The sequence below is a fragment of the Chryseobacterium sp. ISL-6 genome (genome assembly GCF_018613715.1).
Lineage (GTDB): Bacteria > Bacteroidota > Bacteroidia > Flavobacteriales > Weeksellaceae > Chryseobacterium > Chryseobacterium paludis.
On record NZ_JAGGPT010000006.1, the window covers coordinates 533,060 to 554,456 of the forward strand.

Annotated in this window: 22 protein-coding genes; 11 read left to right on the plus strand and 11 right to left on the minus strand. The window is 33.7% G+C overall.

Annotated features, from left to right (window positions below; all coding sequences use genetic code 11):
* Positions 1-94 precede the first annotated feature (94 nt).
* The 4 genes from J7E44_RS13280 to J7E44_RS13295 form a co-directional block, all read right to left on the minus strand.
* Positions 95-436: a hypothetical protein gene (locus tag J7E44_RS13280; protein ID WP_214830550.1), complete on the minus strand. Its 342-nt coding sequence runs from the start codon at positions 434-436 to the stop codon at positions 95-97.
* Positions 433-2,481 (minus strand): S9 family peptidase, encoded by a 2,049-nt coding sequence (locus tag J7E44_RS13285; protein ID WP_214830552.1) that lies wholly within the window; start codon positions 2,479-2,481, stop codon positions 433-435. Before J7E44_RS13285 ends, J7E44_RS13280 begins: the two co-directional genes overlap by 4 nt.
* Positions 2,482-2,650: 169 nt before the next feature.
* Complete coding sequence (locus tag J7E44_RS13290; RefSeq protein ID WP_214831314.1) at positions 2,651-3,391, minus strand: uroporphyrinogen-III synthase; 741 nt, start codon at positions 3,389-3,391, stop codon at positions 2,651-2,653.
* 12 nt (positions 3,392-3,403) lie between these two features.
* The gene (locus tag J7E44_RS13295) at positions 3,404-4,168 is read right to left on the minus strand and encodes a DUF4271 domain-containing protein (protein WP_315941733.1); all 765 of its coding nucleotides are present in this window, start codon (positions 4,166-4,168) and stop codon (positions 3,404-3,406) included.
* On the opposite strand from J7E44_RS13295, the gene J7E44_RS13300 reads away from it, so the two are divergent.
* From J7E44_RS13300 to J7E44_RS13315, 4 genes are all read left to right on the plus strand, one after another.
* Positions 4,149-4,865, plus strand: a complete 717-nt coding sequence (locus tag J7E44_RS13300) for a polyprenol monophosphomannose synthase (RefSeq protein ID WP_214830557.1) — start codon at positions 4,149-4,151, stop codon at positions 4,863-4,865. The genes J7E44_RS13295 and J7E44_RS13300 overlap by 20 nt on opposite strands.
* Entirely contained in the window at positions 4,862-5,230 is a 369-nt protein-coding gene (locus J7E44_RS13305; protein WP_214830559.1) for a DUF4296 domain-containing protein, read from the plus strand. The genes J7E44_RS13300 and J7E44_RS13305 overlap by 4 nt, the downstream gene beginning before the upstream one ends.
* 68 nt (positions 5,231-5,298) lie before the next feature.
* Positions 5,299-6,429, plus strand: coding sequence for a tRNA guanosine(34) transglycosylase Tgt (gene tgt / locus J7E44_RS13310; RefSeq protein ID WP_214830561.1), 1,131 nt, complete (start codon positions 5,299-5,301; stop codon positions 6,427-6,429).
* A gap of 9 nt (positions 6,430-6,438) precedes the next feature.
* On the plus strand, positions 6,439-7,551 hold the full coding sequence (locus J7E44_RS13315) for an LptF/LptG family permease (protein ID WP_214830563.1): 1,113 nt from the start codon (positions 6,439-6,441) through the stop codon (positions 7,549-7,551).
* Here the strand turns inward: J7E44_RS13315 and J7E44_RS13320 are convergent.
* A complete protein-coding gene (locus tag J7E44_RS13320; protein WP_214830565.1) occupies positions 7,545-8,258 on the minus strand; it encodes a biotin--[acetyl-CoA-carboxylase] ligase in 714 nt (237 codons plus the stop codon). The genes J7E44_RS13315 and J7E44_RS13320 overlap by 7 nt on opposite strands.
* A gap of 86 nt (positions 8,259-8,344) precedes the next feature.
* Between J7E44_RS13320 and rsfS the strand changes: the two genes are divergently transcribed.
* The 5 genes from rsfS to J7E44_RS13345 all read left to right on the plus strand — a co-directional run bounded on the left by rsfS (position 8,345) and on the right by J7E44_RS13345 (position 12,989).
* A complete protein-coding gene (gene rsfS, locus J7E44_RS13325) occupies positions 8,345-8,713 on the plus strand; it encodes a ribosome silencing factor (protein ID WP_200242114.1) in 369 nt (122 codons plus the stop codon).
* Positions 8,714-8,728: 15 nt separating this feature from the next.
* Positions 8,729-10,717: an ATP-dependent zinc metalloprotease FtsH gene (gene ftsH / locus J7E44_RS13330; RefSeq protein WP_214830567.1), complete on the plus strand. Its 1,989-nt coding sequence runs from the start codon at positions 8,729-8,731 to the stop codon at positions 10,715-10,717.
* 134 nt (positions 10,718-10,851) lie between these two features.
* Positions 10,852-11,433, plus strand: a complete 582-nt coding sequence (locus J7E44_RS13335; RefSeq protein ID WP_214830569.1) for an LUD domain-containing protein — start codon at positions 10,852-10,854, stop codon at positions 11,431-11,433.
* A gap of 25 nt (positions 11,434-11,458) precedes the next feature.
* Positions 11,459-12,331 carry a phosphatidate cytidylyltransferase gene (locus tag J7E44_RS13340; protein ID WP_214830571.1) on the plus strand — a complete coding sequence of 291 codons (873 nt, stop codon included), beginning with the start codon at positions 11,459-11,461 and terminating at the stop codon, positions 12,329-12,331.
* 4 nt (positions 12,332-12,335) lie between these two features.
* A complete protein-coding gene (locus J7E44_RS13345; RefSeq protein ID WP_214830573.1) occupies positions 12,336-12,989 on the plus strand; it encodes a phosphatidylserine decarboxylase family protein in 654 nt (217 codons plus the stop codon).
* A 144-nt stretch (positions 12,990-13,133) separates the two neighbouring features.
* Here J7E44_RS13345 and J7E44_RS13350 read toward each other — a convergent pair whose 3' ends face one another.
* The 4 genes from J7E44_RS13350 to J7E44_RS13365 form a co-directional block, all read right to left on the minus strand.
* Positions 13,134-13,484 carry a DUF1801 domain-containing protein gene (locus J7E44_RS13350; RefSeq protein WP_214830576.1) on the minus strand — a complete coding sequence of 117 codons (351 nt, stop codon included), beginning with the start codon at positions 13,482-13,484 and terminating at the stop codon, positions 13,134-13,136.
* Between the two features lie 23 nt (positions 13,485-13,507).
* Positions 13,508-15,346: an ABC transporter ATP-binding protein gene (locus J7E44_RS13355; RefSeq protein ID WP_214830586.1), complete on the minus strand. Its 1,839-nt coding sequence runs from the start codon at positions 15,344-15,346 to the stop codon at positions 13,508-13,510.
* Positions 15,347-15,400: 54 nt separating this feature from the next.
* On the minus strand, positions 15,401-16,324 hold the full coding sequence (locus J7E44_RS13360) for a M28 family peptidase (protein WP_214830588.1): 924 nt from the start codon (positions 16,322-16,324) through the stop codon (positions 15,401-15,403).
* 176 nt (positions 16,325-16,500) lie between these two features.
* On the minus strand, positions 16,501-16,890 hold the full coding sequence (locus J7E44_RS13365; protein ID WP_214830589.1) for a DUF4293 family protein: 390 nt from the start codon (positions 16,888-16,890) through the stop codon (positions 16,501-16,503).
* A gap of 143 nt (positions 16,891-17,033) precedes the next feature.
* On the opposite strand from J7E44_RS13365, the gene rho reads away from it, so the two are divergent.
* Positions 17,034-18,848 (plus strand): transcription termination factor Rho, encoded by a 1,815-nt coding sequence (gene rho, locus J7E44_RS13370; RefSeq protein ID WP_214830591.1) that lies wholly within the window; start codon positions 17,034-17,036, stop codon positions 18,846-18,848.
* 177 nt (positions 18,849-19,025) lie between these two features.
* Positions 19,026-19,622, plus strand: coding sequence for a superoxide dismutase (locus tag J7E44_RS13375; RefSeq protein ID WP_214830592.1), 597 nt, complete (start codon positions 19,026-19,028; stop codon positions 19,620-19,622).
* Between the two features lie 52 nt (positions 19,623-19,674).
* Here J7E44_RS13375 and J7E44_RS13380 read toward each other — a convergent pair whose 3' ends face one another.
* Positions 19,675-20,097, minus strand: a complete 423-nt coding sequence (locus J7E44_RS13380; RefSeq protein ID WP_214830594.1) for a DUF6146 family protein — start codon at positions 20,095-20,097, stop codon at positions 19,675-19,677.
* A gap of 31 nt (positions 20,098-20,128) precedes the next feature.
* The gene (locus tag J7E44_RS13385; RefSeq protein ID WP_214830597.1) at positions 20,129-21,316 is read right to left on the minus strand and encodes an endonuclease/exonuclease/phosphatase family protein; all 1,188 of its coding nucleotides are present in this window, start codon (positions 21,314-21,316) and stop codon (positions 20,129-20,131) included.
* Positions 21,317-21,397 lie beyond the last annotated feature (81 nt).

A 21,397-nucleotide genomic window follows, 5' to 3' on the forward strand; every position in this document is an offset into this window, starting at 1 on the left:
AAAATAATAGGGCGGGCTTAAGCCCGCCCTATTATTTTAGGCAAAAAAAATATGATAATGAAAATAATTCAAATTGTCATATTATCATTTCATTTTATATCAGTTCTTCGTCCTGAAAATACTGAATAATTGCTTTTTTCATGAGCAATGTCTGTTCGTTGGTTCGTAATTCCGGAAGATCCTCCAATTTTTCAAACTGTGGCCATCCATCTTCATAATGCGTAAATTTATAATAACCAAACGGTTCTAATAATCTGCAAACAGCAATATGAAGGATATTTAATTTATCGTCTTTTGAATATTTTTGCTGACCACTTCCCAATTCCTGTAAACCAATTAAAAACAATACTGTTTCAATAGGTGGATTTTTTTCAGTCTCAAAATTCTCTTCAAAAAACTGTTCTATTTTTTTCCAATATTCGGATTCGTTAATCATTCTTTTTTATTTTCTAATTTCAATAGAAATGCATATTCCAATGCATCTTCTTTAAGTGATTCAAATCTTCCACTCGCTCCGCCATGTCCTGCACTCATATCGGTTTTAAAAAGTAAAAGATTGTCATTGGTTTTCAGCTCTCTTAATTTTGCCGTCCATTTGGCTGGTTCCCAATATTGAACTTGAGAATCATGCAAGCCTGTTGTGACAAGCATATGTGGATAATCTTTAGCTTCTACATTGTCATATGGAGAATATTCCTTCATATAATGATAATATTCTTTGTCATTCGGATTACCCCATTCATCATATTCCCCTGTTGTTAAAGGAATTGTTTCATCCAGCATTGTTGTTACAACATCTACGAAAGGAACCTGTGCAACTATACCATTAAATAAGGTTGGTTCGTAGTTAATAACTGCTCCCACTAATAATCCACCGGCACTTCCACCCATCGCATAAAGATGGTTAGATGAAGTGTAATTTTCCTTTATTAAATATTTCCCCGCATCTATAAAATCAAAGAATGTATTCTTTTTAAACAACATTTTCCCATCTTCATACCATTCTCTGCCTAAATATTCTCCACCACGGATATGTGCGATGGCATAAATAAAACCTCTATCTAAAATGGAAAGTCTTACATTAGAAAAACTTGCATCTACGGTATGTCCATAACTTCCATATCCATATAATAGTAAGGGTGTATTTTCAGATTTTTTGGTGTCTTTATGATAAACCAGGGAAATGGGAATTTTTGCTTCTCCATCTCGGGAATCTGCCCAAATTCTTTCAGAAATATAATTTTCAGGGAAGAATTTTCCACCCAAAACTTCCTGTTGTTTCAGAAGTATGGTTGTTTTGTCTTTCATATTATATTCGTAGGTAGAACTTGGCTGTGTTAAAGAAGTGTAGCCATAGCGTAAAATCTCTGTGTCAAATTCTAAATTAACGCCGATATAAGAGGTATAGGTAGGATCTGAAAATGGGAGATAGTAAGATTCTTTGGTTTTTTCTTCAATGATCTTTATCTGTAACAGACCTTGCTCTCTTTCTTCAAGAACAAGATAATCTTTAAATATTTCAAAACCTTCCAGTAAAACTTCGGCCCGATGAGGAATTACATCCACCCAGTTTTCCATTCCGCAATTGTCGATTTTAGCTTTTACAATTTTGAAATTGAAAGCTTCATCAGCATTGGTGATGATGTAAAATTCATCTTCATAATGCTCTACTGAATATTCCAGATCATCTATTCTAGGCTGAATGATCTTCCAGTCGGCAAAAACATTGTCGGAAGGAATAAAACGATGTTCATCAGAAATAGTGCTGGAGCTCGCAATAAAAATGTATTGTAAAGATTTTGTTTTGAAAACATTGACATCAAACGTATCGTCCTTTTCATGGAAGATTAAAATGTCTTCTGATGGCTCTGTTCCCAGTTTGTGTCTGTATACCTGAAATGCACGTAAACTTTCATCCTTTCTGATGTAAAAAACGTGTTCGTTATCATTGGCCCAAACTCCTTTTCCTGTTGTGTTTTCAATTTTATCTGAAAGAATTTCTCCAGTTTCTAAATTTTTGAAATTGATCGAATAAATTCTTCGTCCCACATTGTCGGAAGAAAAAGAAGCTAATTTATTATTGGGGCTTACAGCAATACTTCCAACTTCGAAAAAGCTTTCTCCCTCTGCAAGGATGTTGACATCAAGAATAATCTCTTCAGGGTTTTCCAGGCTCTTATATTTTCTACAGAAAATAGGATATTCTTTTCCTTCTTCATAGCGAACCATATACCAATACCCATTAAAAAAATAGGGTAGAGATTCATCATCCTTTTTGTAACGGGATTTCATTTCTTCATAAAGCTCCTCCTGAAAATCTTCAGTTTCCTTCATCATGAAGTCTGAATAAGCATTTTCCTCTTCAATATATTTTATAACTTCAGGATTCTCCCTTTCATTAAGCCAGAAATAATTGTCTGTCCTTTTATCGCCGTGTATTTCGAGTATTTTTTCTATCTTTTTTGGTTGGGGAGCTTTCATCCGGGGTATTTTAATTTTTTATTGGTTCGAAAGAGCATCATTTTATACTTTCACTTTGAAAAATATATGCAGACATTTTATTCAATATTAATTTTTGTTCAAATTTAATTAAAAAAAAGCCATCTTCCCTTTTATTGAAAGACGGCTATATTTTATGTGATATTAAAAACTACTTATGAAGGCTTTTAATATATTTTTCAAGTGCCATGGTCATGGATGGTGTTTCCTTGGTAGGAGCCATTACATCTACTCTTAATCCCGCTTCTTCAGCTGCATTTAAAGTAGTATTTCCAAAGACGGCGATCTTGGTCTCATCTTGTTTGAAATCTTCAAAATTCATCTGTAACGATTTAATTCCTTGTGGACTGAAGAATATCAACATATCATAATCTTTAATATTGATATCGCTTAGATTACTGCATACCGTTCTGTACATGATTGCTCTTGTCCAGTCAATATTTGCAGTGTCAAGTGTCTTAATCGTATCCGGACTTAAAACGTCTGAAGACGGTAATAGATATTTCTCAGTTGGAAATTTTTTGAAAAGAGGTAATAGATCTGAGAAGTTTTTCTCCCCAAAGCTGATTTTTCTCTTCCTGTAGACGATGTGTTTTTGAAGATAGTTAGCAATCGCTTCAGACTGGCAGATGTATCGCATCGTATCCGGAACAGCAAAACGCAGTTCTTCAGCTAGTCTAAAGTAATGGTCTATCGCATTCTTACTGGTAAAGATAATGCCAGTATACTGCGTTAGATCTATTTTTTGTGTTCTAAGTTCTTTATTGTCAACTCCCTCTACGTGGATGAACGGACGGAAATCAATCTTTATTTTTTCCTTCTTCGCTATATCCAGGTATGGAGAAGACTCACTAGGCGCTGGTTGAGAAACCAATATAGACTTTATTCTCATCATTGACTTTTATTAAAAAAATAACAATTTCCAAAGCAACAATAATGGCGCTATTTGGAGGGTGCAAATATACAAAAATTTATAATACCATTTTTCAGGTAAGATGTTGTTCTTGTGAAATAAATAGAAAAAAACCTTAAAAATAAACACAAAAGAAAAGAATGCTAAATAGTAAAAAAATATTTTATTTCTGTCAATTGGGAAATAATAATGGGTAACACACAGAATTATTAATAAAAATGAAAGAATGAAATAAAATTTAGTGGAGGTAAAGTAAAAAATCAGCCATTTTTTTGTGTCTCCTATACTTTGATAAAATAAAAAGCCTAAAGTAGATTTTGTTAAATAAAAAAGACTGATTGCTGATAAACAATATCCAAATTTATTCATTTGATACCCCAATACTTGTAAATCGGCAATATATTTAGGGACAACTGGAATGTATTGTGATAATAATACTGCTAAAGTAAGTGTGATTACACAGGATGTGATGATCCAGCTAGCTAAATTATTACTGGCATCAAAATATTTTTGAAGCAGAAAATCTTTTAGATTGGCGCCTCTTTCTACGATATTAATCATAAAAAGATATAAAAATATGCAGCCCAGCAATATAAAGATCACCCAATCATTGTTCTCAGGAATCCTTACATGGTTTACGAAATTTTGTGATAATAGCAACCGATTGTTTTTTGCAAAATTATAGAATATTTTGTATAAAATAAAAAGGTTAAATAAACTATCTTTGCAAACTGAAATGAAAAAACTCGTCATCATTCCAACTTATAACGAAAAGGAAAATATTGAAAATATTATTTCCAAAGTTTTTGCATTGGAAGAAGACTTTCATATTCTTGTTGTAGATGACTCCTCTCCTGACGGAACGGCAGAAATTGTAAAAGATCTGCAAAGAAGATTTTCTCATGGTCTTCACCTTTCAATAAGGCATGTAAAAGACGGCTTAGGGAAAGCTTATATTCATGGGTTTAAATGGGCACTTCAAAATAATTATGATTATATTTTTGAAATGGATGCAGATTTTTCTCATAATCCAAATGATCTACCCAAATTATATGAAGCTTGCTTAAACGCAGATATGGCAATTGGTTCGCGTTATTCAAAAGGAGTAAATGTCGTAAACTGGCCAATGGGAAGGGTATTGCTTTCCTATTTTGCATCCAAATATGTAAGATTTATTTTAGGACTGCCTATTCATGACACTACAGCTGGATTTGTCTGTTTTTCGAAAAAGGTTTTGGAAAATATCGATTTGGAGAATGTAAGGTTAAAAGGTTATGGTTTTCAAATTGAAATGAAATTCAGAACTTTTAAAAAAGGCTTCAAAATTGTAGAAGTACCTATTATTTTTACCAATAGAATTTTAGGAGAAAGTAAAATGAATGGCGGAATTATTCATGAGGCCGTTTTTGGTGTTTTAAATTTAAAATGGAAATCATTAATTAACAGATTATGAAAAAATTGATTTTTCTTTTTGTTTTGATGTTTGTATTTTCTTGTAAGAAATACGTTGATACACCTAAGAATCTTGTTTCCAAAGATAAAATGTCTGAAATACTGGCTGATCTTGCAATCAATGATCAGGCAACTTTTATGTTTCAGAATACGAATTTAGAGAGTGGAACAAGATATGTTCTTAAGACCCACAATGTAAAAGCCGATGACTTTGTAGAAAGTTTTAAATATTATGTTGTCGAACAAAAGATGACTGATATTGCTGATGAAGCACAGAAGATAATACTAAAAAAAGATCCTAAAGCGGATAAATATGTAAATGATAAACTAAAGAAGAATAAAAATCTTCCCACTTTGTCAAACTAATTTAAATGTAGAAAGCGCACCAGTTGGTAATGTAAAAACCAGTGGCAATGAATTAATAAAACAGAAGAATGAAATTTTTTAATATAGAAAAAACCTCTGAGGGGAAAGCTAGAGCCGGAGAACTTACTACCGATCACGGTAAAGTTCAGACGCCTATTTTTATGCCGGTAGGAACTGTTGCGAGTGTAAAAACGGTTCACCAAAGAGAATTAAAAGAAGACATAAAAGCCCAAATTATATTAGGGAACACATACCACCTATATCTTCGTCCAACAATGGATGTCATGCACGAAGCAGGAGGGCTTCATAAATTCATGAATTGGGATCTTCCTATTCTTACGGATTCAGGCGGTTTTCAGGTGTTTTCACTTTCAGGAAGCAGAAAAATGTCTGAAGAAGGAGTGAAATTTAAATCTCATATCGACGGAAGCTATCATCTTTTTACGCCTGAAAAATCAATGGAGATCCAAAGGCAGATCGGGGCAGATATTTTTATGGCTTTTGACGAATGTGTTGCTTATCCTAGTGAGTATAACCAGGTAAAAGCGTCCATGGAAATGACACACCGCTGGTTAAAAAGATGCATTGACTGGAATGAAAAAAATCCTGAACTATACGGTCATAAACAAAGGTTTTTCCCTATTGTCCAGGGGTCTACATATTCTGATTTAAGAAAAATTTCCGCTGAGGTTATCTCGGAAGCAGGAGCGGAAGGAAATGCAATCGGTGGTCTTTCTGTAGGAGAACCAGAGGAAGAAATGTACAGGATCACAGATGAGGTAACAGATATTCTACCTAAAGAAAAACCCAGATATCTGATGGGAGTTGGTACTCCATGGAATATTTTGGAATCGATTGGATTAGGAATCGATATGATGGATTGTGTAATGCCTACAAGAAATGCAAGAAATGCTATGCTCTTTACATGGCAGGGAGTAATGAATCTAAAAAACGAAAAGTGGAAGAAAGATTTTTCGCCTTTAGATGAGTTTGGGACAAGTTTTGTAGATAAAGAATATTCAAAAGCATATGTCCGCCATTTGTTTGTTTCAAAAGAATACCTTGGAAAGCAGATAGCATCCATTCATAATTTAGCTTTTTATTTAGATTTGGTAAAAGTTGCGAGAGAACATATTATTGCTGGCGATTTCTATGAGTGGAAAAAATCAGTTGATCCTATTCTTAGACAAAGATTATAAAAGAAGATTATGTTTACAATTATAGATAGATATATCATAAAAAAATATCTTGGAACTTTTGGTTTCATGCTCATATTGTTGTCTATAGTTGTTTTAGTAATCGATGTCCAGCAGAAGATCCCAAGGATTGAAAATGCAACGGCTATTGATGCTAAATTAAATTTAACCTATTTTCTTGTCCATTTTTATCCGTTCTGGATCATCAACCTGGTCATGACATTTTTGTCTATTTTGGTATTTATTTCGGTAATTTATTTTACCTCCAGAATGGCAAATAATACTGAAATTGTTGCTGTTATCAGTAGTGGTGCCAGCTTTCACCGTTTTGCAAAACCATATTTGTTGACCTCATTGTTTATTGCATTTCTGTCTCTTGCAATCAATCATTTTGTGTTGCCCTGGGCAAATATTAAGAAGAATGAGCTTGAGGCATATACATACAACGCAGCAAATAAAGAAAAGGTCTTAGGAACGGCTCCTGTTACGGCACAGCTTAGCAGAACAGAATATATTTTTATCAATTCATGGAATAAGAGAGAAAGGAGAGGTTCCGGTTTTATATTTCAGAAATTTGATAAAGACAGAAGGATGCTTTATGAACTAAAGGCATCTGACGTATATTGGGATGTACCCAAAAAACAATTTGTTTTGAATAACTACGCCGAGAAAACCATCAATAAAAATAATTCTGAAAAACTAGCGAATGGACCCGAATTAAGAAAAAGCTATGGCCATGCTCCGGAAGAGCTCTTTCCAAATGAGTTATTAGGACAAAATAAAACAACTCCAGAACTTTTGAAATTTATTCAGCGGGAAAAAGAAAAAGGAAACAGTAATCTGAATACCCACTTGAATGAATTGTATCAAAGGACTTCAATGCCTATTTCTATTGTTATTCTGACGTTTTTAGCGCTTTCTCTTTCCTCACAAAAGAAAAGAGGTGGTCTTGGAATTAATTTAGCAATTGGGATCTCTCTTGCCTTTATTTTTGTGTTTTCATTTGAAGCATTAAAGGTAGTCTCGGAAAATAAAAGTATGTCTCCAGCACTGGCTATGTGGTTTCCGAATCTTATCTTTTTACCTATTGCGTTATATCTGTATCTGAGAAGAGCAAATCAATAGAGAAGCTTAATTTCTTTGTGGTAAAAAGAACGTATACCTTCTTCCAGTTCGATCCAGATTTCTCCCTTTTCATCGGAGAATTTTATGATGCCATTTTGTCTCTTTTTGTCGATCTCGAAAACAGAAATTTCATCTTTTCTAAATAGATTTTGATTGAATTGTTTCATTATTTCTCCCTCTGAAGGAATATTATTCAGTTTTTCAACCAGGAAATCATGTAGCTTTAAAGTGAATTCCTCAAGATCAAATTTTCTGCCTGTCAGCGTTAGAAGTGAACCAGCATTGGAAATTTCATCAAACTTCTCCTGAAGAATATTTATTCCTGCTCCAATGATGAAATAATTTTTTTGATTAATTTTTTTCTTTTCGATCAATATCCCTACTATTTTCTTACTTTTAAGAATAATATCATTGGGCCATTTTATCTTTACATCACTTTCAGTCATATTGGCAAGGAAATCCCTGATAACAATTGCGGTATAATAATTGAACATAAAATCCGTGAGCTTGAAATGATTAGTGCCTACAGCTAGTGTGTATGCGAGATTTTTTTCAGCTATGGAAGACCATGTATTTCCGTATTGACCGCGGCCTTTAGTTTGGTTAAATGTATGTAAAGCAATAAAATCTGAATTTTCGTAAAGTAAAAACTTTGAAATTTCGTCATTAGTAGAAGAACACTCTTTTAGATAGAATAGTTGAGCCATTAAGAAAACTTTAAGACTTTAAAGGGTTAAAAGTAAGGCTAAAGTAAAGAAAAAACAATAAATTTGCAGATTATAGTATTTTTTTAATGAATAAGACAGTAGAAAAGCAAGAATTAATAGATAAAATCGTTGAAGCTATCCAAGATGTAAAAGGAGAAGACATTATGATCTTCGATCTTTCCAACATTGAAAACTCAGTGGCAGAAACGTTTGTAATATGTAGTGGAAACTCAAACACACAAGTTTCTGCATTAGCAGGAAGTGTAGAGAAGAAAGTGAGAAACGAACTTCAGGATAGACCTTGGCATGTCGAGGGAACTGATAACGCAATGTGGGTTTTGGTAGATTACGTAACAGTAGTTGTTCACATATTCCAAAAACAGGTACGGGAGTACTATGATATTGAGGAATTGTGGGGTGATGCTAAAATTACCAAAATTGAAAATGAAATTTAATTTTAAAAAGTATAAATGAACAATAAAGGATTTAACTGGTTTTTTCCAATTGCAATCATAGCACTTTTGTTATTTTTTGGATCCAATTTTTTAGGAGACAACAGTGCAAAAGCTATCGATGAAGATGGTTTCTTCAGAGAAATGCAATCGGGAAAAGTTCAGAATATTATTATATATAAAGACACTGAAAAGGCTGATGTATTCCTGACTCAGGCTGCTAAAACGGCTATGGTGAGTAAGACCGCCAAAGAAAACAATCCGTTATCAGCATTCGAAATGGCTCCTAAAGCAGATTACACTGTAAAATATGGAGACCTACAGCTTTTCCTTCAAAAATTTGATCAGATAAGAGCAGATAATGCGACTATCAAGACCACAAAAGATTATGGTGCAGGTAAAAATCCTTTTATGGATATTTTATTTTCAGCATTGATATGGATTGCTATTTTGGGATTATTCTATTTCCTTCTTTTCAGAAAGATGGGGGGTGGCGGAGGACCTGGAGGACAAATCTTCTCTATTGGTAAATCCAAAGCAAAGCTTTTTGATGAAAAAGAAAGAATTCAGGTAACATTTAAAGATGTTGCAGGATTAGAAGGCGCCAAAGAAGAAGTACAGGAAGTTGTAGATTTCTTGAAAAATTCTGAAAAATATACAAGACTTGGAGGTAAAATTCCAAAAGGAGTTCTATTGGTAGGTCCTCCGGGAACAGGTAAAACTTTATTGGCTAAAGCAGTAGCAGGAGAAGCAAAAGTTCCTTTCTTTTCACTTTCCGGTTCTGACTTTGTGGAAATGTTTGTTGGAGTAGGTGCATCAAGAGTGAGAGATCTATTTGCCCAGGCAAAAGCGAAGTCACCAGCAATTATCTTCATCGATGAGATTGATGCAATCGGACGTGCCAGAGGGAAGAATAATTTCTCAGGAGGTAACGATGAGAGAGAAAATACCCTGAATCAGCTTCTTACTGAAATGGATGGTTTCGGAACGGATGTAAATGTAATTGTAATGGCTGCGACCAATAGAGCGGATATCTTAGATAAAGCCTTGATGAGAGCAGGACGTTTTGACCGTTCGATCTATGTGGATCTTCCGGAATTACATGAAAGAAGAGAAATTTTTGATGTTCATTTAAAGAAGATCAAATTGGATGAAAATGTAGATAGAGACTTCTTAGCAAAACAGACACCAGGATTCAGTGGAGCTGATATTGCAAATGTTTGTAATGAAGCAGCACTTATCGCAGCAAGAAATAGTCATACATCAGTTACAAAACAAGATTTTCTTGATGCTGTAGACAGAATCATCGGTGGACTTGAGAAGAAAAACATGGCTATCAAGCCTTCTGAAAAGAAAAGAGTGGCTTACCATGAAGCAGGTCACGCTACAATTTCTTGGCTGGTTGAGCATGCGTCACCACTTTTAAAAGTAACGATTGTTCCAAGAGGACGTTCTTTAGGAGCAGCTTGGTATCTTCCGGAAGAAAGACAGCTTACTACTACAGAACAGATGTTAGACGAAATGTGTGCTACATTAGGAGGTAGAGCAGCAGAGCAAGTAATATTTAACAATATTTCAACAGGTGCACTTTCTGATCTTGAAACTGTAACGAAAAGAGCTCAGGCAATGGTTACGATCTACGGATTAAGCCCAAATATTGGTAATATTTCTTATTATGACAGCTCAGGGCAATCTGAGTATAATTTCGGAAAACCTTATTCTGAAGAGACAGCAAATAAAATTGATGTTGAAATAAAATCAATTATTGAAAATCAATATCTAAGAGCAGTGCAGATTCTTGCTGATAATAAGGATAAACTAGATGCTTTGGCAGGTAAACTTTTGGAAAAAGAAGTGATCTTCCGTGAAGATTTAGAGGAAATATTCGGAAAGAGAGCATGGGACCCTGAATTAACAGAGAGACCTGTAACGAATACCATTCCATTATTAAAGGAAAAAGAGGAAGAAAGTGAAATTCAGGCTCCTGAGAGTCCGACTCAACTTTAAATCCTTAAAAAATAAAAGAAATAAAACCTGGTAATTTCAAAATTGCCAGGTTTTTTCATATTTAAAGCTACATTTTTAGAATCTATTATAATTTATTTTCTATTTTTGTATAAAGTTGACTAAAAAAACATAAGTTGAGTTTATTTAAAAGAATTGTAATCAAACTAACCAACCAACCTGAGGAAGATGATAGCCAGAGTTTGGAGAAGCTTGGGGATTCGCTAAAAAATGCGGATCTCGACTATAAGTTTGCGCAGTTATTTACGCATTCGGGTGGTTTTTTTAATTATTGTGCAGACGAAGCGGAGGCTCTACAAACTTTAAATCAAATTATTAAAATTGAAGGTATTCACAATATGTTCTGCTGGGATAAGGAACTTCAGAATTTTTTGACTGTTGTGAAAACTCCCTGCACTTCAGAATTGGAACATTCCAATGATGCGGCATTTATTACCTGTGAGTATCTTATTGCTTATGATGGAAGGATCATGCTGTCGCATAATAATATTCTTCATTACCATTCTTCGAGATTGCCTAATAAAATTATTATCATGGCTAATGTTTCGCAGATTGTAAATAATCTTAATGATGCAATGGGGAAAATAAAAAGGAATGGTAATATTAAAAACCTAACCTCAATTAGCGGAAGTCAATCAAAATTAGATACCTCTTCTAATTCTAACACAAAACTGTTTTTATTGCTGCTTGAAGATTAAGCATCAATTTTCTAAATTATACATTTTGGACAAAAACCTCATTCAAAGAACAATTTCGGGTATTGTTTACGTGGCAATTATTATCCTATGCGTAACTCCACTCGGAGCCCAACTGATCAATAGCATTTCTCCGGATCTCGTTAAACAGCAATATCTATATTATGGATTGATCACATTTTTAATGGTGGTTGGATCGTGGGAGTGTGTAAAGATCATGAAGTTTGGAAAAGGATATGAAAAATGGATCGTATTTCCGGTTGTTATGATTATCTTTTATATGTTCTCGAAGAGATATTTTTACCATGATTTCTTTTTTGATTTTAGATTAAGTGAAATATTAGCCCTGTCTTTAATAGCAATTGCTGTGGTTACTTTATTTAAATATCCTACCGAATTATATTTCGACAGTGGTAAATTGATTTTTACGGTCATTTACGTGGCTTTGCCTTTTAGTTTTGCTCTTGGTCTTCCGAAGTATTCCAGTTATGATGATAAGTTCTCTTTAGAAGTGTTGTTTCTCTTTATTTTAATCTGGAGCAGCGATACCTTTGCCTATCTCACAGGAAAGTTTTTTGGAAAACATAAAATGGCGCCTAAAATATCTCCTAAGAAAACCTGGGAAGGCTACGCAGGAGGTGTAATCTTAACCTTAGTTCTATCTTATTTTATTGAAAAATATCAACATGATCTCCGTGGAAACTGGATGGTTGTTGGATTCTTAGTGGCTTCTTTTGCTCCTTTAGGGGATTTAGTAGAAAGCCAGCTCAAAAGAAATTTTGGTGTTAAAGATAGTGGAAACATCATTCCGGGACACGGTGGTGTATTAGATAGGCTGGATAGTTTTTTAATCTGCGTTCCTGTCGTATATTTGTACTTTATTTTAGAAAAATTTATTTAGACTCATGAAATTACATAGAGAATCAAAAGGAACGATTACAGTAGCAACAATACTTTTCATTATAATTGGTGCTTTAGCGATTTATTTTCTTAAAATGTGGTCGCTTTTGATCATTATGCCTTTACTCATTATTTACAGTTTAGTATTTTGGTTTTTCAGAGTTCCTAACCGTGAGATTCTTGATCATAAAGAGAATGTAATTGCTCCGGTAGACGGGAAAGTAGTAATGATTAAAGAAGTTGACGAAACAGAATTTATTAAAGGAAAAGCAATTCAGGTTTCCATTTTCATGTCTCCTTTGAATGTCCACATCTGTAGATATCCTGTTTCAGGAGAGGTAATTTATAAAAAATACCATCCAGGAAAATACTTAGTGGCATGGCACGAAAAATCTTCTACAGAAAATGAAAGAACAACTATTGCTATTGAAAGTTTAACAAATCATAAAGTGGTATTTAGACAAATTGCGGGATATGTAGCAAGAAGAATTGTTTTCTACTGCAATGAAGGAGATCAGGCAAAGGCAGGTCATGAATTTGGTTTTATTAAATTCGGTTCAAGAATGGATGTTTTCCTGCCTCTAGATACAGAGATCATTTGTAAGATTGGAGATATAACGAAAGGAGGTATTGATGTGATCGCAAAAATGAAGGAATAATTCAATTGAAAAATATATAAGAGAGCCGTTTCAAAAAGAAGTGGCTTTTTTTATTATTAATTACAAATGGCAGCATTTGTTTTAATCATTGAGTATACAGTTTTTAGCTACTATAGACCTTGTTAAGTAATCAACTCTACTAGTTTATACTCTAATGAGCTGTTTTACTTCATTAATAAGGTTTAAAATAAGTTCAACAGGTAAATCCTCTTCCATATCAATTAAAAGGATTTTAAACTTCTTTCTGCCTTCCTGGATCAACTCCGGGGCGTTCAATCGGTCCCCGTGATAAAAACTGATGTAGTGCTTTTTATATTTTTTACTATAATATAAATAACAAAGCATCTTCTTTTTGTATTTGAAAAAAGGTAATCCAAAGCTCAGTGTTTCTGTAATGTTCTCCAGATCAGATTCCAATATCTTTTTCCGTAAATACAAAAGAGTACTTCTATCAGGTTCTTCAATTCTGTAGAAATACTCTTGTATGGGATTCATTTTAAAAATTAATTTAAAAGGATTTAATCAAAATTTTGAAGCTCAACTAATTTGTGATAAACACCTCTCTTTGCAATCAGATCATGGTGGCTTCCTTGTTCTACAATATCACCTTTTTCCATCACTACGATCCAGTCGGCTTTCTGTATAGTTGAAAGTCTGTGTGCAATGACTAATGATGTTCTGTTTTCCATCATTTTCTCAAGAGCATCCTGAACGAATTTTTCAGATTCCGTATCTAAAGCTGAAGTAGCTTCATCTAAAATCATAATCGGTGGGTTTTTAAGAACCGCTCTGGCAATAGAAACCCTTTGTTTTTGTCCTCCGGATAATTTACCACCATCGTCTCCAATATTGGTGTCATAACCATTTGGAAGCTGTGTGATAAAAGTGTCCGCGTTGGCCACCTTAGCCGCTGCTATAACTTCTTCCTTGGTTGCTTCAGGTTTCCCCATCAGAATATTATTGTAAACCGAATCATTAAATAATACAGATTCCTGTGTTACCATTCCTAAAAGTTTCCTATACTCCTGTAGTTTTAAATGCTTAATGTTAGTGTTATCAATTAAAATTTCACCTTCAGAAACATCATAGAATCTTGCTAAAAGATTGGCAATTGTTGTTTTTCCACTTCCGCTTTGTCCGACTAATGCAACAGTTTTTCCTTTCGGAATCGTTAAATTAAAGTTTTTAAGAATTAAATTATCTTTATCATAATAAAATCCGATGTCTTTGAAATGGATGTTATTTTGAAGAGTAGATATTGAAACAGGCTCAGCCACTTCTTCAATTTTAACGTCTGCATCAAGAATTTCCAATACTCTTTGTAAAGAAGCTTCTCCTTTCTGAACGTTAGAGATAGCTGTTGATAAGCTCTTTGCCGGAGGTAGTATCTGGAAGAACATTCCTAAGAAAACTAAGAAATCGGCTGGCGAAATGCTTTGTTCAACAATGATCTGTTTTCCTCCATACCATGCGATGATCAAAAAGGTGATTGATCCCAGAAATTCGCTCATTGGTGATGCCAATTCCTTCTTTCTACCTAGGCTTATTGAGCTGGATATCCATTTGTTCATCGATTGCATGAATCTACTGTCCATTATTTTTTCAGCATTAAAGATCTTGATCACCTTTGATGATTTCAGAGTCTCATCTACAATGGAAAAAATGGTTCCCATTTCGTGCTGAGCTTCATGAGAATCCTTTTTTAGACTTTTCCCTACCAAAGCGATCATTGTTCCCATTACGGGTAAAACCAATAAAGAGAAAAGTGTCATTTCGGGGCTTAAGAAGAATAAAGTAACCAAAGTACTGATCAACATAAATGGTGCATTGATCAGTTCGATCAAACTGCCTAAAATATTCCCCTCAACTTCACCCACATCATTTGACATACGGGACATAAGGTCACCCTTTCGGCTTTCAGTAAAAAACGAAACAGGTAAAGAAAGTATTTTGCGGTACATAGCACCACGAAGATCTTTAGTAACCCCTACACGGTAATTAATTAAAAGAAAAGATCCGAAATACCGGAATGCATTTCTCAAAAGAAACATAAAAGCAGTAATGATACAAAGCCATGCAAGAACTTTCAGTGAACCGTAATTGGTTACCAGACTTTGCACGTAGTAATTGGAGTAATCTTTTAAGTAAGAGAAGAAATCAATAATATCTCCCGAATAAACAGGAGCTGATTCATATTTTTCAGGTTTTATAGTGCCGAAAAGCATTCCCAAAACCGGTAAAATAGTCCCTAGCGAAGCTATTTGAAATACAGAATACATGATGTTGAAAAATAAACTTCCGTAAATGTATTTCTGATGGGGTTTTGCGAATTTTAATATTTTTATATATTCGTTCATTTAATGAAAAAATTGGAAAAGCAAAATTACGTAAATTTAAAAGAGTAGACGTTCTTAATTAAATTTTACTTTATCGTTATACTTCGGAGCGAAATTTTTAGGACTTAATTTATCCAAAGTCTTTCCAAAATTATTAATGATTTGAGTAAGGTTATCAAAGTCAACAACATTTACATCATCATTTACCTGATGATAATGTTTTATTTTACTCATATCAGCTGTAGAAATAGAATGGGCAATGATTTTCTTTTTTACAAAACTTACGTTGTCCGACCTGTAGAACAACTGTTCTGCTGCATAAGGATCAGGATGTATTTTTAAACCTTCTGCTGCATTTTGATTAAATAATTCATCAAGATCAGAAAATTCGTCTCCAGTCATAAAAAGAGCATTTTTCCCAAACTCCGACTCTGTTGCTACCATTTCAAAATTGAAAAGAGCATACAAATTGTTGTAAATAGGATCTAGATTTTTGTCCTTTGAAATTGCTTGAGAACCCAGCATTCCTTTTTCCTCTCCATTAAAAGCCATAAAAAGCATAGAGAATTCAGGTTTTTTATTTCTAAAATAATCTGCAATTCCTACAAGAGTTGTTATTCCACTTGCATCGTCGTCAGCTCCATTATAAATATTGTCGCCGCTTTTGTTGTTTGTTCCTATATGATCAAAATGTCCCGAGAAACCCAGATATTTATCGGTTTTCCCTTTTTTAACTCCACATACATTATAAACTGTCTTTCCCTTATAATCAAAAGGAATAAGGTAAGAGTTTCCTGTGCAGTATTCAAGATTATTTTCTTTAAAAAGTTTGGCAATATAATTCGCGGCATTGTCATTCTCAACTGTTCCTATTTCTCGGCCCTTCATTTCATCTGACGATAGTGTTGAAATAACAGTATTGATTCTTTCTTTTGAAACTTCCTGAGCAAAAGTTATTACTGAGAAAAACGAGAAAGCGAGGTAAGTTATTTTTTTCATTGGAATCATAATTTTATAGATCTATATGTCGCAGATTTATTTAAAATGTTGCATCGATATAAAAATAAATTTATGGAAAATAAAGAATAGCATCTAAAAATTAAGCCTTTAAAGAATTTGAAATAAAAAAAACAGCTCCAAAAAGAAGCTGTTCTACTCAAAAAATCGTTGTAAGGTTATCGAAGTCTGTCTACAGATTTCACGAGCCTCTCATCTTTACGGATATAAATGTTTGAAATGAACAAACAAATAATCGCGATCAACGGAAAAACAGGCTCAATACCCTTCTCAGGAAATTGAATTCCTCCGGATAAGTTTAGTAACCAGTAAATCAATACACCAATCAACAAAGCGTTTATAATGATGCTGATTGTGTTCAGCAAAATTTGTCTTTTTCTGTTTTTAAAGCTGAATACACTTAGTAATCCAACCAAAACAAGTACAATAGATGCACTATCTATAACAGGTATATTGCCAAAAATAGCAACATCTTGTCCTGTGATGAAAAGAAAAACAGCAGCTAAAACTGCCAGAAAAGTCCATATAGTTTGTATTCTTTGTAGCATTGAACATTAAATTCTTGGCAAAAATAACATAAATTTTGCACAATTCAAAAATAAGTGTAGATTTGCATTATACAATGTACTTGAAAACAAAAGTCGCCGGACTTACTTTTCTTACTCACAATTAATTACATTTTTACATACATATGTTTAACATTGAAACGTTAAGGTCAAAATCCGTAACGGAATTGACTAAAATCTTAAGAGATTTGGGCGTTAAAGTTGCAAGAAACAGCACTGAAAATGATAAAATTTTTGCTGTTCTTGATTTTCAAGCTTCTAACCCTAAAGTTACAAAAGATTATTTCAACACCACAGAAACCAGTATAACTGCTGAAGATAAAACGGTGGAGAAAGAAATTAAGGCTCCTGCTCCTGCCAAGAAAGCTGCCCCTAAGAGGACAGCAAAACCTAAAACGGAGGTTACAGCACCAACAGAAACAACACCAATTGCTGATGATAAAATAGAAGAAAAACAAGTTGTCTCTGAAACACCAAAACAGGAAGAAGTTATATCTTCGGCAACAGAAGAAAATTCTGCTTCATCCCAGGCAAAGAAAAAAAGGAAAAGAGTACTTCCTAATAACAATACAACAGAAACTGCTGTTCAGGAAAAAACAGAAATTCCTGGAAATACAGAAACTCAAGAGCCTGTTTCAACAGAAGAAAAGCCTAATAATCCTCAACATCAGGCAAGACCTCAAAAAACACACAATCATCCACAAAACAGTGGAAATCCTCACAAAAATCAAAACCAGAACCAGAACCCGAATCAAAACCAAAATCAGAATCAAAACAGACATTCTGATAAGGAAGAGCACCACGAATCTAAAAAAGAATTCCATTTTGATGGAATGGTTAGTATCGAAGGAGTTCTAGAGATTTTACCAGATAATTACGGATTCTTGCGTTCTTCAGATTTTAGTTATATTTCTTCTCCTGATGATGTGTATGTTTCAACGGCACAGATCAGAAATTTTGGATTAAAAACAGGGGATACTGTAAAAGGTATTGTAAGACTTCCAAAAGAAGGTGAGAAGTATTTCTCATTATTAAAGCCAACGGAAGTTAATGGTCGTGATTTAGCATTTATTAAAGACCGTGTTGCTTTTGAATATTTAACACCTCTTTTCCCTGAAGAGAAATTTAATCTTACAGGTAGCAATTCTACTATTTCCACAAGAATTGTAGATCTATTTGCACCAATTGGGAAAGGACAGAGAGCAATGATTGTTGCACAGCCTAAAACGGGTAAAACAATGTTGCTTAAAGATATTGCTAATTCCATCGCTGCCAATCACCCGGAAGTGTATATGATGGTTCTCCTTATCGATGAGCGTCCTGAGGAGGTTACGGATATGGAAAGAAGTGTAAATGCAGAAGTAATTGCTTCTACATTTGATGAAGCGGCAGAAAAGCATGTAAAGGTGGCCAACCTTGTGTTAGCTAAAGCTCAGAGAATGGTTGAATGCGGACACGATGTGGTCATTTTATTAGACTCAATTACAAGATTAGCAAGAGCATATAATACCGTTACACCAGCTTCAGGAAAAGTTCTTTCAGGAGGGGTGGATGCTAACGCTTTACACAAGCCGAAAAGATTCTTTGGAGCGGCTAGAAAAATTGAAAACGGAGGTTCTTTGACTATCATTGCTACAGCTCTTATTGATACTGGTTCAAAAATGGATGAAGTTATCTTTGAAGAATTTAAAGGTACAGGTAACATGGAACTTCAATTAGATCGAAAAATAGCGAACCGAAGAATTTATCCAGCAATTGATTTGGTATCTTCAAGCACAAGAAGAGATGATTTACTTCTTGATGAAGTAACTTCTCAGAGAATGTGGATCTTTAGAAAGTATCTTTCTGAAATGAATCCTGTGGAAGCTATGGAATTCGTGAATAAAAATATCAAAGGAACTCTTAATAATGAAGAATTCCTGATGTCTATGAATAGATAGATTAATTTAATATTGTTAAATAAAAAGCACAGATTTTAAAATCTGTGCTTTTTACTTTCAAATAGTACTATTTGAATCTAATCTGTCAATGTTAAAGATTTATTAAAATAATCCGCTATTTTTGATAATCGGTCAATTATTGGCTAACTTTGAAATATAACATTAAAAATAAAAAATATGTCATTTGAATTACCAAAACTAGGATATGCATATGATGCATTAGAGCCAACTATTGATGCAAAAACTATGGAAATTCACTATACAAAGCACCACCAAGCTTATATAGATAATTTAAATAAAGCAATTGAAGGAACTGAGCTTGCTGGAAAAACAATTGAAGAAATCTGCCAAACAGGGACTGATAAGCCTGCAGTAAGAAATAATGGAGGTGGTCATTTTAACCACTCTTTATTCTGGGAGATTTTAACACCTGGCGGAAGCAAAGAACCTGTAGGAAATGTAAAGGCTGCAATTGATAATTATGGTGGTCTTGAGAAATTTAAAACTGATTTTTCTGATGCTGCTAAAACAAGATTTGGTTCTGGATGGGCTTGGTTGATTAAAAACGGAGACGGATCGGTTTCTGTATCTTCTACACCAAATCAAGACAACCCACTAATGCCTGTTGCAGATGTTAAAGGAACTCCTGTTTTAGGATTAGATGTTTGGGAGCATGCTTATTATTTAAACTATCAAAACAGAAGACCTGATTATGTTTCAGCATTCTTCAGTGTAGTAAACTGGGATAAAGTTGAAGAATTATTCAATAAATAATTTTCAATTATTATAAAATAAAAAAGGTTCAGAATTTTCTGAACCTTTTTTATTAAAATCGTGTGACATCACTGCCACTAAGTCCATTCATTCTTATTCCATATTTCCAGTTGACGTAGGCAAAAACCTGATACAATTTATATTCAAACTTTAATCCGTAATTTTCTCGTGGATCATAGCTAATTGATGATTCAATTACATTTCTATATTTTCCGGAACTGAAGTAGGAATTCCACTCACTTACCAGATTTATATTTCTAGATTTCAAATAAGACTCCGAATATTGGTTCATTGGTTTTGCAATAGCGCTTAAAAAATAATCATATTGGGTATCTAATACATCAATATCCCATTCCCCATCGTCATTCTTTGATGGTTTTATTTCAGACTTTTCTTTGTCAGTCTTAGATTTATCTTGTGAAGAACAGCTAAAAGGAAGACAAAATATTAGCAATAAAAGGATTAAATTTTTCATACTCATAAGGTTACATAAAAAGCCATTTACATTATGGTTCTTTTTGCAGAATGACAAATGCAGGAAAATGATCACTGTAGCCTCCTGTGAATTGATCTCCATTCCACGATCTGAAAGGATAGCCCTTGTAATTTCCCTCTTTATTAATAAGATAAGCCGGAGCATAAACTTCAGTTCTGTAAACTGAATATTCTTTGGTTAGATGAGCAGAAATTAGATTTTTTGACACAATGATCTGATCAAATAGATTGGGTACATCCCTATAAGCCAAAGAAGCAACTCCTTTTTTATATAAAGGGTACATAAGATTTAAATATGGTGTGCTTTCGTTAAGATCTTTGAGTTTTCCTACAGCCTTTAGATGGTTTTTTAAACTTGAACTGACAGGGTCATCATTAAAATCTCCCATTGCGAAAAGTTTCGTAGAAGGATCTGCTGTCCTTACACTATCCATCTGTTGTTTTAAAAGGAGTGCGGCAGCATTTCTTTTAGGCAGAGAGATCGCTTCACCTCCTCTCCTAGAAGGCCAGTGATTCATGAAGAAAGCAACTTTTTCATTATCCAAAAAGCCTGTTACCACTAAAATGTCCCTCGTATACTCCCTTTTCCCATTTTCGTTAAAAATTTTCAGTTCCTTTTTTAAAGAATTTGTAATGGTAAATCTTCTTTTTTGATAGATCAAGGCAACATCAATTCCCCGATAATCGTAAGAATTGTAATGAATAATCCCGTAATCATATTTGGCTAACGCTGGTTCTTTTATGAGATCTTCTATCACTTGTCTGTTTTCGATTTCTATGAGACCCACTATTGCAGGTGCTGTTTTTGTATATTGAGATCCGAGCTCAGAAATTACTTTTGCTTCATTTGCAAGTTTAGTCTTATAAATCTGGGTGTTATAGTTTTTGGAACTATTTGGTGTAAATTCTTCAGAGCTTATTTGGTATTTTACAACCTTCTTTCCTTTTAATAAGGTGTCATTCCATTGTCCGTCGTATTTTTCTACGGTTAAAAATTTAATCGAATCAAAAGGAATACTTCTGTGAAAGGCAGGATTACTAATTGATTTCGTCCCATCTATGTAGTCAGCAGATCTAATTGTATCCATAAGATTCTCTACATTTAGGAAACCTATAGCTACAACTTTTCTAATATTCCCTTGCTGTGCAAAAATTATTACTGAAAAAAGAATAATTAAAAAGCTTAAATTTTTTTTCATCATATGTAAAATTAATTGGTTGTCATTATTTTTTAAACCGGTTTTGTATTTAAAGTTTAAAATGATCAATTCGATTTTTTT